This window comes from Bacillus sp. 0909A (assembly GCF_036765115.1).
GTDB classification, from domain to species: Bacteria; Bacillota; Bacilli; order Bacillales; family Bacillaceae; genus Bacillus; species Bacillus mojavensis.
In genome coordinates this window covers 24,776-41,167 of the sequence record NZ_JBAIZU010000004.1, presented here as the reverse complement: position 1 = coordinate 41,167, position 16,392 = coordinate 24,776, and the positions used below count along the sequence as shown (strand labels likewise).

The window sequence follows — 16,392 nt, the reverse complement described above, 5'->3', positions numbered from 1 at the left end:
CGATGAAAAAAGCAATATGGATCGCATGGAAAGATGTCAAAATCAGAATCACGGACAAAAAAGGGTTTATGATGCTTATCCTGATGCCGCTGATCTTAACAGCCATATTAGGGGCCGCTCTTGGATCAATCCTTGGCGGAGGCAGCGAGATTGATGAAATCAAAGTCGGCTATGTCCAGTCTGATCAGTCAGGCGCGTCGAAGATGTTTAAAACAGATGTACTTGAAAAAATGAAGATGATTAAGGTCACAGAAGCCGGCAGTAAAAAGGAAATGAAAAAGCTGCTGACGGAAAAGAAAATTGATGTCGGAATTGCCGTCCCGGCACATTGGGGATCCGGCAAGAAACCGGCCGCTGTCTATGCTGGCACTGATCAGGAATTAAAAGGCTCTATCATAGAAACGGCTGCACTGTCTTTTATAGATCAATACAAGGCAGTACGAGAAGCGTCATCCGCCTCAATGGAATATGTCACCAAGACGGAAGCCGCAAAACAAGGAAAGCTCAATCCTTCACTCATTGCAGAAAACCTTGCAAAGACGCTTGAAAAAGAAGCGGGTGCCAGGCTTGCTGTTACAGAGAAATCAGTCGGCACAAAAGAAGTTACCAGTTTTCAATACTATTCGGCGGCAATGCTATGCATGTTTATGCTGTTTCATATGACGGTCGGCGCGAAATCATTTTTGCTGGAAAAGGAAACGGAAACCCTTGCCAGACTGCTGATGACGCCTGCACAAAAATACGCCATTCTCTTCGGAAAGTGGCTCGGAACCTATTTGTTTGCCATTATACAATTTTTCATTTTTCTTATTGTAACCATCAATGTTTTTGATGTGGACTGGGGAGACAATCTCTTGTTCGTGAGTGTGCTGGGGCTGTCTTACGCAGCAGCTGTATCCGGCATTTCAATGCTTCTTGCTTCATGCCTCAGCGATATGAAGTCAGCGGATGTTTTAGGCGGTTTTGGGATTCAGGTGCTTGCCGTTCTCGGCGGTTCTATGCTTCCGTTTTATCAATTTCCGGATTTCCTGCAGTCTGTTTCAAAGGCGGTGCCAAATCGATGGGCGCTCGAAGGCTTTCTTTCCTTAATGGAGGGGGGAGGCTGGGCTGAACTTCAAACGCCGGTCCTTCTTTTTGCGGCAATCGGCCTGTGTTCACTGGCTGTTGGCATCAGAAGGCTTCACACAAGATAAGGAGGTAAAACACGGTGAAAAAAATCATAGCCATTTGCGGCGTTGAGCTTTCTCTCATGTTTAAGAAGCCGCAGAACTATTTGATGATGTTCGCTGCCCCGCTGCTGCTGACCTTTGTATTCGGCGGTCTGCTCGGCGGACATGATGATAAGGTGCGGCTTGCGATCGTCGATCAGGATGATACGCTTCTTTCACAGCATTATATCCGGGGGCTCAAGCAACTTGATGATATGTATACCTTTCAAACGATGTCTAAAAGCAAAGCTTCAGAAAAACTAAAACAAAAGAAAATTGCCGGAGTCATCACCCTTTCCCGCACTTTCCAAGAGAAGCTGGAAAAAGGCGAGAAGCCGGAGCTGGTCTTCAGCCACGGTCCAGAGCTAACAGGAGCGCTCGTTGCTAAACAGTATGCCGATAGCAAGCTGGCAAAGCTCAACATTCAGGTAACCGCGGCAAAAACGGCGGCCGAGGCGGCGGGGGAGAGCTGGAAGTCGGCTTATAAAACGGTAATCGCCAAAGATCATGGAGATAGCGCTTCAGCTGTAAAACGGAAATCTCTCAATGATAAAAAAGAAGGCAAGGGCGTAAGTGACAAAGCTTCACGAGCTGCAGGCTTTTCCATTCTGTTTGTAATGCTGACAATGATGGGGGCAGCGGGCACGATATTAGAAGCGCGAAAAAGCGGTGTCTGGCAGAGACTGCTCACCGCGTCTGTCAGCCGCGCGGAAATTGGAGCGGGGTATGTGCTGTCGTTCTTTGTGATTGGCTGGATTCAATTTGGATTGCTGCTTCTCGCATCCCATTGGCTGTTCGGAATCAGCTGGGGCAATCCGGCTGCGCTGATCGTGTTAGTATCCTTTTTTCTGTTTGCAGTTGTGGGTATCGGGCTGATGATTGCTGCCCATGTCAGAACACCAGAACAGCAGCTTGCTTTTGGTAACTTGTTCGTTATAGCGACATGTATGGTAAGCGGAATGTATTGGCCGATAGAAATTGAGCCGAAGCTGATGCAGTCCATTGCTGACTTTCTCCCGCAAAAGTGGGCGATGAGCGGACTGACTGAAATCATCGCTAACGGGGCAACCATCACGGATATACTCGGCATTTGCGGCATCTTATTTGCTTTTGCAGCTGTCACCTTCACAGCGGGGCTGAAAGCGCTCCGAACGTAAAAGCATCCGCCTGCGGGCAGATGCTTTTTATCATTATATCTTGTTTTCTGTCAGGTTCAGTCTTTGTTCTAGATGTTGTTTGACGGACGGTCAGTCACTTTCGATCATTTAAGGCCGCTCCTGGGTATCCTCTTGTATCATATCTGAAATATGCTCCAGCCAAGAAACGTAAGTTTTTTCCCGCTCCAGCGCTTTCGTCAGCACAAGGTAGTGACCGAAATCCGGTGAAGAAAACGACATCCGCTCTGCTGATGCCATTAGCTTTTCATAGCTCCTTTGCAGGTCAGCGAGCTTCTCCTTGCGCTTCAGCAGCTGGTCTGTAAACAAATCAGAAGCCTCCTGCCGCGATAGAGAAGAAATGAAATAAGCCTTCAGCATAAATTCATCCTTCACTGTTTCCGGAATAGGATGGTGGCGGGTCAGCCACGCGTGCAGCTCCTGTTTTCCGCTGTCAGTCAGGGTATACATTTTTTTCTCAAGTTTTGTGCCCTGAATCGTTGTCCGGAATGTGATAAAGCCTTCATCTGTCAGCTTTTTGAGCTCAGGATAAATCTGACTGTGCTTGGCGCTCCAAAACTGGCCGAGCTCCGCTTTGAAATAACTTGTAATATCATACCCGCTCAATTCGCCTTTTCGTAAAAGCCCTAATATGGCGTATTTTAATACTCTCATGCTGTCCTCCGTGTCTATGGCTGTTTTTGCAAACCAGAAGTTTTTTAAAAGCCCTGCCGCAAAATCGTATCGTTCTTTTCTCTTATACCAGGAAAACAAAATTGAATTCCTTCTTGAAACTTGTCCTATATCAACTAGTCATTGCCATCTCATGTCTAGCTTTCATCTGTTCCCTATATTATAGGAAAGGGAGGCTGGGAACACAACCGCATGTCTCCTACGTTTATTGTCCTTTCAAGTTGCTATCGAGTGTATGGATCAAGTGTACTGTAGACAACTGCCCATCGACAGGTTTATGCTTATTTCAAAATAATAGAGAAATTGAAGATTCTGATAAGTTTATATTTACCAAGTTTAAATTTAATTGTATAATCATTCTGGTAAAAACATAATTAAGGAGAAACGGAAAATGAAAAGATTACTTATTGCATCATCTATTTGTCTATCAATGATTTTGTCTATTCTAGCCGCTCCGCCTTCAAGTGCAAAGGCGGAAACAGCACATAACCCAGTTGTTCTTGTTCATGGGATTAGCGGCGCATCATACAATTTTTTTGCTATTAAAAATTACTTAATCTCTCAAGGCTGGCAAAGCAATAAACTATATGCGATTGATTTTTATGATAAGACAGGGAATAACCTAAATAACGGACCGCAGCTTGCTGCATATATTGATCGTGTTTTAAAAGAAACAGGAGCAAAAAAAGTAGATATTGTGGCTCATAGCAAGGGAGGAGCCAATACTCTATACTATATAAAATACTTAGGCGGGGGCAATAAGATTCAAAATGTTGTCACGCTTGGAGGGGCTAATGGTTTAGTGTCATCTGTTGCGCTGCCTGGTACAGATCCTAATCAAAAGATTCTCTATACATCAATCTACAGTCTAAATGATGAAATTGTCATCAATAGCTTGTCTCGATTACAAGGAGCTAGAAACATCCAGCTTTATGGCATCGGCCATATTGGCTTGCTTTCTAATAGCCAAGTCAACGCCTATATCAAAGAAGGATTAAATGGCGGGGGACTAAATACGAACTGATGCTTCAGGATATGCGCTAGATTAAACCTGCTGTTCATGACAGCAGGTTTTTTGTTTTCTGACAGATTGAGGAATTCAGAACGGAAACTGAGTGAACCTTTTTGTAAGTTCCAATACAGCGTAAATAGAGTAAGCGGTTATTCAGCTTCCTTATTCCTGCTCAAACACTTCTTTACTGAAGCTTTTCACAATGCGGGAGCTCCACCGCCATTGTCCCTTTCGTAACGTCAGCTTTTCTGTCGATTTCACTCGGGAATCCTGAAATCGAATTGGATTATTATCAAAAGGTGAACAGGACACTGTTCCCGCGCGTCATGCATAGCAGCCCGGCTGTACGGGACAAATGGATGAGGGTGGTATACCAAAAGCTATGGATTTTTATGGGTCTTAGTCTTTCATGCATACTGAAAGATAAGAAATCAGGCACTTTTTTCAATTGAAGCAGGTGTGTTATGGTACAACCATCGATTTCTAAAAATTTGAAATGAAGGAGCGCTGTTATGCAAATAAAAGAAATTTTTGTGATCCGCTGCCTTTCGTGCTTAAGTGTCGTTCTGCTCCATATCATTTCAATGGTTCTGATGCTTCAGGCGGAAGCACTTGCCGATATTTCTCACACGGTTGATTCTTTGCGCACACTCCTGATGTTCAGCACGCCTGCTTTCATTTTCATCTCTGAGTTTTTGCTGGCACGTTCTTATCCTGACGGGGTGCCGGAGGGGTTTTTGAAGAAGAGAGGAAAAGTGATTTTTATTCCGTTTTTATTTATCGCAGCCATAGATGCCTTGCTGATGACCAGTGCAATGGGGGGAAAGCTGACATTTCTGGCGTTTGTGCAGAAATATCTGGAAAACGTATTTTTAGGAAACTTTATCGGATATTTCATTCTTGTCATCTTCCAATTTTACATCCTGCACATGCTCTTTCATGAGTATTTGAAAAAAGCATCGCCCAAATGGGTGCTGTCTGTCTCGTTTGTGGTGACAGCCGCTTATTTGGGCTATTTCTCAGCAGTCAGTCCGGCTCCCGCTTCTGAACAAGGCGGTTCATTTCCGTTTTTCTGGGTTCCGTTTGCAGGCTGGCTTTTCTACTTTTGTCTCGCTTATTACTGCGGAAAAGAGTACAAGCAGTTTTTAGCGCTGCTGAATCAATACCGCTTGGTGATATACGGTGCTGCGATCGGATCCGCCGCGCTGGTTGTGGCTGTTTCTTATTTCGGAGAGGTCGGCATGATCAGCTCAAAGCGGCCTGACATCATGCTTTATTCAACAAGTATGATCTTTCTGTGCTTTCACCTGTTTTCTAACATAAAGCATGTGCCGAAAATCATTATGTTTATCAGTAACTACTCCTTTTCGATTTATCTGCTGCACGCCTATTTTATGATCATTGGCTATGTTTTGCTGTTGAATATGCCGGACATTCCCGCTGTGCCGGCCGTTCTCTTGATGTTTGCCGTCTGCACAGCTGGACCGATCCTGACATCCTGGACGCTGAACAAGTTTAAATATGGATATTTGTTTGTAGGGAAAATCTATCAGCCGAAGAAGCGAAAAGTAAAAATGGAAGTGCGAGACCACGCAGGCTGAAACATCGCGGCAGGGGAAACGTTCCTGCCGCGATTTTTATCCTTCATTCACTTGCAATACTGTTTTTAAATACAGTTTAGCGGCTTCAACCATTCCTGATACATCAGCTTTGTCCTCATCGAAATAAAGCGCGTTTTGGATGATGCCATCATTCACATTGAGAAAAAACTTAGTAATCGTCGCCAGAGGCTGCAACGGCCGAAATTCCCCCTGATCTATTCCTTTTTGCAAAAGCTTCGAAAACCTTGTCACAAAAAGATCATAACGTTTCTCCAAATATTCGCGCCGTTCTTCATTGCGCCAAGCTGTCACCAAATATTCAAATTGCACCGGCGCCAATGTAGCCTCCGCTTCACGCAGGCCTTCAGTCAGTCCATCGAGGTAGCTGGTAATAGTCTTCCAGACACTTCGGTTTTCAGCTGATTTATCAAGCTTTCGAAGTCCTTCATCGAGGCCTGCCTCAATGATGCGGCGAAACATCTCTTCTGTACTGGAAAAATAAAGATAGACGCCGCCCCTGCTGAAGCCCGACTCCTCCACAACGTCTTTCATTGTCGTTAATTCAAATCCTTTTCGTTTAAAAACGGTTTTGGCAGCTTCTAAAATCTCCGCTTGCCGTTTATCTTTGTGCTCCTTTGTTACTTTCGGTGACAAGATATCGCCTGCTTTCTGACATTTTCTTACCTATAAGTGTAGTCAACCCGGACGCAATCAGCAAGCAGCCGCAGATCAGAAAAGCAAGAGATACGCCGATCAATTCGGCCAGCACGCCCCCGCCCGCCATGCCGAGAATGGAGGCAAGAGTCGTCGTGCTCTGAATAGCGCCAAACACTCTGCCGCTATAATCAACAGGCACGGACGTCTGAACAAGAATTTGAAACGGGACATGGACGAGGCCGAAAGCCGCTCCCATGATGAAAAAAGCGAAAATAAAAAGTGCTGTGCCGACAATACCGAAGCCACCCAGAAATGGCACACATCCAGTTGCTATTCCAAGCAGACATGCCCCTAGTGTGAAATAAAGCAGATAAGAGGAAATTCGCCTTTTCCCTACAATGGCCGCCGTCAGCAGCATACCGGCCCCGCTTACGGCCATGCACCATCCTGCAAGCTCGGGCGGCGCACCGGGAAAAGAGCGGATGAGAATAATAGCCTGTGAATCACCAATCTGCAAAATGAAGAGAACAAAGCAAGCCGTGAACAAGCCCGTCAATAGAAGAGGTGTCTGTTTCATAAATTGAAAACCTTCTTTTATAGAAGCAAGTGCTGATGTTTTGTCTTGAGGTGTATTGGATGTTTGCTGAAACGCATCTCTCGGAAGCGAAAACAAAATGACAGCAGACAGAAGAAAAGCGCCCGCGTTGATGAAAAAAACGGAATGAATAGAGACAGCGGCGACCATTATGCCGCCGAGCGCGGGTCCGAATATTTTGGCGGTGTTATCGATGATGCTGCTGATAGAAACAGCCTGCTGAAGGAAAGCTTCTGATGTCAATTCCTTAAGCTTGCCGTTTTTAGAAGGTGAAAACAATGAAGAAAAACAGCTCTGAAGGCTGAGCAATACGTAAAGCTGCCAAAGCTCACTGACATAAACACAGCTGATAACGGTGAGGGTACGGCCGATTTCAGACAGAAACATGATCATTTTTCTGTCAAATCGATCTGCAAGCACACCCGATACAGGGCCAAGAACAATGACAGGCAGTGCAAATGACATCATTAAAAAAGACATATCCAGTGAAGAAGCATCCAGCTGAAAGGCGGCTAATGTTAAGACGGCCAAAATGTGCAGCCAGTCGCCAAGGGAAGAAATCGTTTGCGAGGCTAACAGCGTCATCAGCCCTTTATTTCTCCAAAACAATGATTGACCCATAGTTTTCTCCTCCTGTTCATAAAAATGACACTAGTGTCGTTTTTATTGTATGGGAAAATAACACAATAAACAATGGTTTTCTTGTAAAATAAAGATTGAATAAAAATTCAGGAGGGAAATGGGCATGTCAACAGCCAATCTAAGCTATCCGATAGGAGAGTACAAACCTAGAAAATTCATATCAAATGAGCAGAAAGAAGAATGGATTCAAGTGCTGGAGGAAGTGCCGGCTAAGCTGAAGCAAGCCGTTGAGGGGATGACGGACAGCCAGCTTGATACACCGTACCGAGACGGCGGATGGACCGTCCGGCAAGTTGTTCATCATCTGGCTGACAGTCATATGAATGGCTATATCCGTTTTAAATTAAGTTTGACAGAAGAGACACCGGCTATCCGTCCGTATGATGAAAAAGCATGGTCGGAGCTTGAAGACTCCAAAACAGCGGAGCCGAGCGGTTCACTCGCGCTTTTGCAGGAGCTTCACGGAAGATGGACAGCTCTTCTTCGCACGCTGACAGATCAGCAATTGCAGCGCGGATTTTACCATCCCGATACAAAAGAGATCATTACCCTAGAGAACGCGCTCGGGCTATATGTCTGGCACTCACATCACCATATCGCTCATATTACGGAGCTTTCCAAACGGATGGGGTGGTCTTAACGCTTTTGCCGGCGGAAAGCCGGGAGACTGATTGCTGCAACCACCAGCAGTGAAATCAAAGCAGCCGCCGCATATAAATGATCATAGCCGCTGGCAACACTAGCATGAATGGCATCGCTTATCGCAGTTTTGACTTCAGGCACAGGTATGCGTTCGATCTGTTCTTGTAAAGAAGAAACATCTGAACTGTCGATCTCGGGGATCATCTGCATATCCTTCCCTGGCTGTCCGCTGTCCGATAAGCGGCTGCTGATTTCATCGCCAATTTGGTCAAACCCTGCTGTGATAAAACCTGCATAAAGAGTAGGCGCCAATGTCAGGCCAATTTGCCTTACCAATGATAGCGTGCCGAGCGCTGTGCCCTTATTCGTTTTCGCTGCCTCTGATACAAGGACGTTCAGCGGCGCGCCTAACAGAAAGCCAAAACCAATCCCAGCTACCACACTTGCGATCACAAACTCCCATTTCTCCGTCACCCAAAGCGGAAATAAAGCAAATCCCACACATGAAATGATTCCTGAAAGCACAACAGTTTTCACCGCTCCTTTTTTGTCGGTGAGCGCTCCGCCAAGCCAAGCGCCGATTCCGGAAGCTAAGGCGAGAGGTGTCATCCAATAGCCCGCTTTTGCGGCAGGGACGCCTAAATATTGCTCAACATATGACGGAATAAAAATAACCGCCGCCAACAGGCCCCCGGATAATAAACCGATGATAAGTGTTCGCTGAAACAGGTGATTCCGAAGTAAAGAATACGCCAGAATGGGATCGCCCCCGCGCATTTCCATCCGCTTCTCAAACCAGACGAGCGCCGCAAAACAGAAAATACCGATTAGAATAAATCCATAAACCTCAGGATCTCCCAGGCTTTTTAAGAGATTTGTTCCGTCAAGGTTTGTCATGCCGTACATTACAGCCAAAATTGACAAGGATAGAAGAAAAATTCCGGCCGTGTCGAGACGTTTGGCCTCCGGCGCTTTGGTTTCCACAATGAAAAATGCACCGAAAACAACCAGCAGCACCGCAATCGGCAGGTTAATCAAAAACAGCCAATGCCACGATCCAGTCCAATCAAGCAGAAAGCTTCCGACATTGGGTCCTAGCACAGCAGCCATCCCGTTCATCGCCCCTAGCAAGCCAAGGGCCTTCCCTTGCTTTTCCTTTGGAAGCGTAGCAAGGACGTGAGAACTTCCAATGATGAAAATCCCGCCGCCTCCAAGCGCCTGAATCAGCCGTGAGATAAGAAAAAGCGGAAAGCTTTGGCTCAAGGCGACAAGCAAAGAACCAAGCCCGAAAAGGCCGACTTCAATAAGAAACAGCTTTTTTCTGCCGTAGCGATCGGAAAGCTTTCCGACGATCGGCACACTGACGCTGAGTCCGAGCGTATAAAGCGTAATGCCCCACGAACCCCAAGACGGGGAAACGGCAAACGATTCGTTTATCGTGGTCAGCGCAGCGGAGATGATCCCATTATCCAACGCAGCCATAAATACCCCGATGGTAAACAGGCTGATCGCCCACTTTTGGCTTTTTTGATCTGCCAATGCCTTTGGCATACTCATCAACTCCTTTTACTTCACTTGGAATATATTATTCATTTAAAATGAACTAAATGTCAAATAAAAAAAGTCTGCCTCCGCAGTTTTGCGGGAGGACAGACTTCGCCTGACATTATTCTTTTTTTGCCTGCTCCAGCGCTCTGGAAAGAATAGAAAGCCCTTTGGAAACAGCTTGCTTTTCATCAGGAGACAGCATTTCCAAGGAACGCTTTAATTTCATATGGCCCTTTTGATAAAGCCCGCGAAAAATATTTTTCGCATCCTCCGTTAAATGGACAACCACTGAACGGCGGTCCTCTTCAGAGTGTGATCGTTTAACAAAGCCGGATTTCTCAAGGCGGTCTAGCAGCCCGGTTGTATTTGACAGGGAAGCCCCCATTTTCTCTGCAATATCACTGACCTTCAGCGTTCCGTGATTGTTTAAAAGCATCAGCACTTTCATTTGCGGCATGCTCATATCCAGCTTCATCCACTCAGACACATCACCGAGCCCGGCAGATGTTAAGACTTTCATATAAAGCACCCAAATTTCACGTTCCTCAGATGAAAGAATATTTTCGTTTAATACTGTTGTATCATGTAAGTTATATTCCATTTGATCACTTCCTCATCATTCGCTCCTCTTACCATATTACTCGATTTTAACTGCTGAAAGAAAGTCAGCATAAACCGCAGATGGGACTTTGTCCGAAAAATAGCGGTAGTGTATAATGAGTTGGAGATTATTGGGGAAAGAAATATCGAACTGTATATGATTGGAGAGACCATTGCTGATTAAAAAGAATGCTTTATCAATTTTAAAAATCGTTTTTCCTGTTGCTGTTTTACTATTTGTGTTTTATCAGTCGAAAAAAGAATTGACAAACCTGTCATTCAAACGAACGCTTATGGTGATCAACGGGCTGGAGCGGACCGACTTATTCATTCTTGTGCTCGTCGGCCTGCTTGCTGTTGCGGCCATGTCACTATATGATTACGTTCTTAAATATTCGCTGCGCCTTTCGATCACAAACGGAAAGGTGTTCAGGGTATCCTGGATTGCTAATTCATTTAATAATGTCCTTGGCTTCGGAGGGTTAGCCGGAGTCGGGTTAAGAATGATGTTTTATAAGGAGCATACAAAAGACCATAAAGCGCTGGTGAAAGGAATTGCCTGGCTTACATCTTCGATGCTGCTCGGCCTTTCAGTTTTCAGCATTTTCGTTATCGCAAGGTGGCTGCCCGTGGATGAAGTCATCAATGAAAAACCATGGCTGTGGGCGGTTGTTATCGGCTTCGCGCTGATTGTGCCGATCTCTTTGGCGGCGGCTATACGAAAAGGCCGCAAAGCAGAGGATGAAGAGGGCGGAGACACAGTGAAAAATCCGATTTTCGCTTATATGGGCGCTTCCGTAGCAGAATGGCTTATGGCTGGAATCGTGATCTATCTGTCTCTGCTCGCCATGGGAATTCATGCTGACATCAGGTATGTGTTCGGGGTATTTGTGATTGCGGCAATCGGAGGCATGATCAGTCTTGTTCCAGGCGGCTTCGGCTCGTTTGACCTTTTGTTTTTGCTCGGAATGGAGCAGCTGGGCTACCATCAGGAAGCCATTGTGACGTCGATTGTGCTGTACCGGCTCGTCTATTCATTTATCCCGTTCGTTTTGGGACTGTTCTTTGCTGCCGGCGACCTGACCGAAAGTACGATGAAACGGCTTGAAACGAACCCGCGAATTGCACCTGCAATCGAAACGACAAACGTTCTGCTTGTCGTACAGCGGGCCATGTTAGTGAGGATTTTGCAGGGATCGCTTTCGCTCATTGTGTTTGTAGCCGGTCTCATTGTCCTTGCGTCGGTGTCACTGCCGATTGATCGGCTGACAGTCATTCCGCACATTCCGCATCCGGTCCTTTTGTTGTTCAATGGGCTGTCCTTAAGCTCAGCGCTCATTTTGCTGATATTGCCGATCGAGCTTTATAAACGGACAAAACGGTCCTATACTATGGCGATTACAGCGCTCGTCGGCGGGTTTGTTTTCAGCTTTTTAAAAGGGCTTAATATCAGTGCTATATTCATATTGCCGATTATCATCGTCTTGCTTGTGCTGTTGAAAAAACAATTTGTCAGAGAACAGGCTTCCTATACGCTCGGGCAAATGATTTTCGCTGCGGCTCTGTTTACTGTGGCGCTATTTAACTATAACCTTATCGCAAGCTTCATCTGGGATCGGATGAAGAAGGTGCTGCGCCACGAATATTTCGTCCACAGCACTTCTCATATTACACATGCGACCATTATGGCAGTCATCGCCGTTCCGCTGTTCTTCTTTATCTTTACAGTGGTGTATCATAAGAAAACCAAACCAATTGGGGAAAAAGCTGATCCAGAACGTCTTGCTGAGTTTTTGAATGACAAAGGCGGCAACGCGCTCAGCCATCTCGGCTTTCTGGGGGATAAGCGGTTTTATTTCTCAAGCGACGGCAATGCATTGCTTCTGTTTGGAAAAATCGCAAGACGTCTGGTCGTGCTTGGCGATCCGTCCGGCCAAAAGGAATCGTTCCCGCTTGTGCTCGAAGAATTTCTGAACGAAGCACATCAAAAGGGCTTCAGTGTTCTGTTCTATCAAATCGAACGAGAGGACATGGCGCTGTACCACGATTTTGGGTATAACTTTTTTAAACTTGGCGAGGAAGCCTATGTGGACTTAAACACGTTTACCATATCAGGGAAGAAAAAAGCCGGTCTGCGGGCGATCAATAACCGGTTTGAACGGGAGGAATATACCTTCCATGTTGACCATCCCCCATTTTCGGAAGCATTTTTAGAAGAGCTCAAACAAATCTCAGATGAATGGCTAGGCTCGAAAAAGGAGAAGGGCTTTTCACTCGGGTTCTTTGATCCGTCGTATTTACAGAGAGCACCGATCGCTTATATGAAAAATGCTGAAGGGGACATTGTGGCTTTCGCAAATATCATGCCGATGTATCAGGAAGGCGAAATCTCGGTCGATCTGATGCGCTATCGCAGCGACGCCCCGAACGGTATTATGGATGCATTGTTCATCCGCATGTTTTTATGGGCGAAGGAGGAGGGATGTACGTCATTTAACATGGGTATGGCACCTTTGGCCAATGTCGGCACAGCCTTTACATCCTTCTGGTCAGAACGCTTCGCGGCTGTCATTTTTAATAATGTTCGGTATATGTACAGCTTCAGCGGGCTCAGGGCATTTAAAGAAAAATACAAACCCGAATGGCGCGGAAAATACTTGGCGTATCGGAAAAACAGATCTCTTTCTGTCACCATGTTCCTCGTCACGCGTCTGATCGGCAAAAGCAAAAAAGACTCCGTCTAAACAGACGGAGTTCTTTTTTTATTTAGACGTTAAGAAATACGTTTCAATATCGTCAAGCAGATAGTTTGCGGCTTTGATTCCGCCTGCAGTTGTCCACACGACGTCATCGACCTCATGGGCGTTCCCTGACTTCACAGCCTTAAGGTTTTTCCATAGTGAACTGCTCGTCCACTGATTCGCCCATTTTTCATTATCTTTTGCATTATCGGCTTTATAAGTGAAATAAAAAAGCACATCGCCATCCATATCAGGAATGGATTCTTTGCTGTCTGTTGAGAACGTGAACTGGTCCTTTTGTTTCTTGAATAGCTCCACTTGCTTTTCAGGACGTTTAAAACCAAGCTGGTCTAAAATAATGCCGGAGAATGAATCTTTATAATAGATTCTCGACTCGCCGGACAGAAAGCGTACAACAGACACGGTTTTGTTTGTCTGATCGCCAAGCTTATCTTTCATATCGGCAACGCGCTTATCAAAATCGGCAATGACTTCTTTGCCTTTGTCGGCCTTGTTCACCGCGTCGGCATAAAGAGTCAGGTTATCCTTCCAGTTCCCGGCTAAAGATTCAGCAAAAACCGTCGGCGCAATCGCATTTAACTGATCATAAATCTTTTCTTGGCGCACTTTATTTCCAATAATCAAATCAGGCTTTAATTCAGCTATGGCTTCCACATTCGGTTCGGTTTCGAGCCCGACGTTTTTCACACCTTTCATGTCGTCTTTCAGGTAGTCATACCACGGGTCGCCCTTCCATGACTTCACGGCCCCGACAGGTTTAATGCCAAGCGCTAAAAGCGCCTCTGTCCCTTCATTAGTTAAGACGACAATCCGTTTTGGATTGGCTGGAATATTGTCTGATGTCCCCATTGCATGTTTAACCGTTCTTGTTTTGCTGTTTGCCCCATGGCTGTTACCGGAACTTTCTGAACTATTACAGGCAGAAAGCACCATAACGGCCATAAGGAATACAAATAGCATGCTGATATGCTTTTTCATCTTTTTCCTCCCAATATTGAAATTCATTATCATTTAGATCATAATAAGCAGTGGTGAGAGTGTCAATCATTAATTGAGGATGATTCTCAAAAACAATTACTTTACTGCAGTCATGGTGAAGAATGGTACATAGTAAATCACTAGGAGAATTGGATGATGATCTTCAAAGAGGCTTATTCGAAATGGATTTTGTTATTATGTCTGCTTTTCGTTTTGCTGGCGGCTGTCTGCGCAAGTGTCATTTACGGCTATACCGGTACGTCATGGGGACAGGTCTATCAAGCATTTACATCTTTTAACGGATCAAATGAGCAAGTCATCATTAAAGACGTCAGGCTCCCGCGAGCACTGGTTGCCACGGTTGTCGGTGCTTCCCTTGCGGCTGCCGGCGCTCTGATGCAGGCGCTGACAAAAAATCCGCTAGCATCACCAGGGATTTTCGGAATCAACGCAGGGGCCGGCTTTTTTATTGTTGCCGGATCATTTTTTCTGCATATTCAATCACCCCAAGCGCTTGTATGGAGCTCGTTCCTCGGTGCTTCCTTTACCGCCGCGATTGTCTATGCCGCAGGTTCGCTTGGAAGAGAAGGGCTCACGCCGATCAAATTGACGCTGGCTGGAGCAGCCATGGCGGCAATGTTTTCTTCGCTGACACAAGGCATGCTTTCCGTCAATGAACTCGAGCTGGCTCAGGTGCTATTTTGGCTGACGGGCTCTGTGCAGGGCAGGAGTCTTGATTTGCTGCTGACGATGCTTCCGTATGCCGCGGCAGCGCTTATGATCAGCTGTTTCCTCGGCCGAAAAATTAATCTTCTTGTCATGGGAGAAGATGTTGCCAAAGGACTTGGTCAAAAAACGGGGCTGCTGAAATTTGTTATGGCACTATGCATTGTCCTGCTTGCCGGTTCGGCTGTCGCCATTGCCGGGCCGATTTCCTTTATCGGCATCATCATCCCGCACTTTGCCCGCTTTATCATCGGCAATGACTATCGCTGGGTTCTGCCGTTTTCCGCTGTGTTGGGTGCGATTTTACTTGTTTCCGCGGACATCGGGGCACGATATATCATTATGCCTCAGGAGGTTCCGGTCGGGGTCATGACGGCGATGATCGGCATGCCTGTGTTTGTTTACATCGCAAGAAGGGGGGCGAATCTATGAAACTTCGTTTTGGCTTTACCGCGGCTGAAAAAAAAGCATGGATTGTCTTTTTTGTTTTACTCGGTTTAACAGCGGCTGTGTTCCTCATAAGTGCCGGACTCGGGCAGCGGTTCATTCCTCCTTGGGATGTGGCCAAAACATTTTTCGGTGCAGGTACAAAGCTCGATGAAATGATGGTGATGTCGTTCCGCATGCCAAGAATTTTGACAGCTGTATGCGCCGGCGTTTGCTTGGCTGCGGCAGGCGCAATTTTGCAGGGGTTGGTCAGAAACCCTCTCGCATCCCCGGATATTATCGGAATAACGGGCGGAGCGGCTGTGGCTGTGGTGCTGCTTGTCATGATGTTCTTCTCAGACCGGAGCGATTCACTGACGATCAGTCTGTCATGGCTTCCGGCAGCCGCATTTATCGGGGCATCAGTTGTTGGACTTATCGTTTATTTACTCGCATACAAAAATGGCGCCTCCACGTTTCGGCTGGTGCTGATCGGAATCGGATTTTCAATGTCTGCACAAGCGATGACCACATTGCTCATGATCAAAGGCCCGATCTACAGGGCGTCCCAAGCCAATGTATACATAACAGGTTCAGTCTACGGATCGAACTGGCAGCATGTAAAAATAGCCGTGTTGCTGTCAGCCATTCTCTTATTCATTTGTTTTATCTGTTTAAAAAATATGAATATACAGATGCTCGGTGAAGATATTGCGGCAGGCGCGGGAAGCTCCGTGCAAAGAAACCGGTTCTTCCTGCTGCTGCTGAGTACGGCTCTTACGGGCTGTGCGGTTTCGGTTGCCGGAACGATTGGTTTTGTCGGTCTGATGGCGCCGCACATCGCAAGGCGCCTCGTCGGCTCGTCTTACGGTGCGCTGCTCCCGGCATCTGCACTGATCGGGGCTTTGCTCGTATTAGGAGCAGACATCATCGGCAGAACCTTATTTGCCCCGGTCGAAGTTCCGGCAGGCGTCTTTACAGCGGCGATCGGCGCTCCCTATTTTATTTATTTGCTCTATAAAACAAGAAATTCCTGATCGTAAAACCCATTTTCTCTGAAAGAAAATGGGTTTTTTACTAATGACTGAAAATTGCCACTAATATTTTGTTATACTGACAGAGACATTGATGCAGAAAGGAAGGCAGGC

14 protein-coding genes are annotated in these 16,392 nt (G+C 46.1%); 8 read left to right on the top strand and 6 right to left on the bottom strand.

Annotation, left to right across the window (positions count from 1 at the left end):
• Positions 1–2 precede the first annotated feature (2 nt).
• Positions 3–1,193 (top strand): ABC transporter permease, encoded by a 1,191-nt coding sequence (locus tag V6D42_RS15115; RefSeq protein WP_333513764.1) that lies wholly within the window; start codon positions 3–5, stop codon positions 1,191–1,193.
• A 14-nt stretch (positions 1,194–1,207) separates the two neighbouring features.
• Positions 1,208–2,365: an ABC transporter permease gene (locus tag V6D42_RS15110; RefSeq protein ID WP_333513763.1), complete on the top strand. Its 1,158-nt coding sequence runs from the start codon at positions 1,208–1,210 to the stop codon at positions 2,363–2,365.
• 108 nt (positions 2,366–2,473) lie between these two features.
• On the opposite strand, the gene V6D42_RS15105 is transcribed toward V6D42_RS15110, so the two are convergent.
• Positions 2,474–3,037 carry a PadR family transcriptional regulator gene (locus V6D42_RS15105; RefSeq protein ID WP_333513934.1) on the bottom strand — a complete coding sequence of 188 codons (564 nt, stop codon included), beginning with the start codon at positions 3,035–3,037 and terminating at the stop codon, positions 2,474–2,476.
• Positions 3,038–3,446: 409 nt separating this feature from the next.
• On the opposite strand from V6D42_RS15105, the gene V6D42_RS15100 reads away from it, so the two are divergent.
• Together V6D42_RS15100 and V6D42_RS15095 are read left to right on the top strand one after the other, a co-directional pair.
• Positions 3,447–4,079, top strand: a complete 633-nt coding sequence (locus V6D42_RS15100) for an esterase/lipase family protein (protein WP_333513762.1) — start codon at positions 3,447–3,449, stop codon at positions 4,077–4,079.
• Between the two features lie 500 nt (positions 4,080–4,579).
• Positions 4,580–5,668 (top strand): acyltransferase family protein, encoded by a 1,089-nt coding sequence (locus V6D42_RS15095; RefSeq protein WP_333513761.1) that lies wholly within the window; start codon positions 4,580–4,582, stop codon positions 5,666–5,668.
• 36 nt (positions 5,669–5,704) lie between these two features.
• On the opposite strand, the gene V6D42_RS15090 is transcribed toward V6D42_RS15095, so the two are convergent.
• On the bottom strand, positions 5,705–6,322 hold the full coding sequence (locus V6D42_RS15090) for a TetR family transcriptional regulator (RefSeq protein WP_333513760.1): 618 nt from the start codon (positions 6,320–6,322) through the stop codon (positions 5,705–5,707).
• The gene (locus V6D42_RS15085) at positions 6,288–7,541 is read right to left on the bottom strand and encodes an MFS transporter (protein WP_333513759.1); all 1,254 of its coding nucleotides are present in this window, start codon (positions 7,539–7,541) and stop codon (positions 6,288–6,290) included. The genes V6D42_RS15090 and V6D42_RS15085 overlap by 35 nt, the downstream gene beginning before the upstream one ends.
• Positions 7,542–7,665: 124 nt before the next feature.
• Here V6D42_RS15085 and bstA point away from each other — a divergent pair, with 124 nt between their 5' ends.
• Complete coding sequence (bstA, locus tag V6D42_RS15080) at positions 7,666–8,202, top strand: bacillithiol transferase BstA (RefSeq protein WP_333513758.1); 537 nt, start codon at positions 7,666–7,668, stop codon at positions 8,200–8,202.
• Here bstA and V6D42_RS15075 read toward each other — a convergent pair.
• Together V6D42_RS15075 and V6D42_RS15070 are read right to left on the bottom strand one after the other, a co-directional pair.
• A complete protein-coding gene (locus tag V6D42_RS15075) occupies positions 8,199–9,755 on the bottom strand; it encodes an MFS transporter (RefSeq protein ID WP_333513757.1) in 1,557 nt (518 codons plus the stop codon). The genes bstA and V6D42_RS15075 overlap by 4 nt on opposite strands.
• 115 nt (positions 9,756–9,870) lie before the next feature.
• On the bottom strand, positions 9,871–10,353 hold the full coding sequence (locus tag V6D42_RS15070) for a MarR family transcriptional regulator (protein ID WP_059291612.1): 483 nt from the start codon (positions 10,351–10,353) through the stop codon (positions 9,871–9,873).
• A 172-nt stretch (positions 10,354–10,525) separates the two neighbouring features.
• On the opposite strand from V6D42_RS15070, the gene mprF reads away from it, so the two are divergent.
• Positions 10,526–13,096 carry a bifunctional lysylphosphatidylglycerol flippase/synthetase MprF gene (mprF, locus tag V6D42_RS15065; RefSeq protein WP_333513756.1) on the top strand — a complete coding sequence of 857 codons (2,571 nt, stop codon included), beginning with the start codon at positions 10,526–10,528 and terminating at the stop codon, positions 13,094–13,096.
• Positions 13,097–13,114: 18 nt separating this feature from the next.
• On the opposite strand, the gene V6D42_RS15060 is transcribed toward mprF, so the two are convergent.
• Complete coding sequence (locus V6D42_RS15060; RefSeq protein ID WP_333513755.1) at positions 13,115–14,092, bottom strand: ABC transporter substrate-binding protein; 978 nt, start codon at positions 14,090–14,092, stop codon at positions 13,115–13,117.
• Positions 14,093–14,248: 156 nt separating this feature from the next.
• Here V6D42_RS15060 and V6D42_RS15055 point away from each other — a divergent pair, with 156 nt between their 5' ends.
• Positions 14,249–15,250: a FecCD family ABC transporter permease gene (locus V6D42_RS15055; RefSeq protein ID WP_333513754.1), complete on the top strand. Its 1,002-nt coding sequence runs from the start codon at positions 14,249–14,251 to the stop codon at positions 15,248–15,250.
• Entirely contained in the window at positions 15,247–16,281 is a 1,035-nt protein-coding gene (locus V6D42_RS15050) for a FecCD family ABC transporter permease (RefSeq protein ID WP_333513753.1), read from the top strand. The genes V6D42_RS15055 and V6D42_RS15050 overlap by 4 nt, the downstream gene beginning before the upstream one ends.
• Positions 16,282–16,392 lie beyond the last annotated feature (111 nt).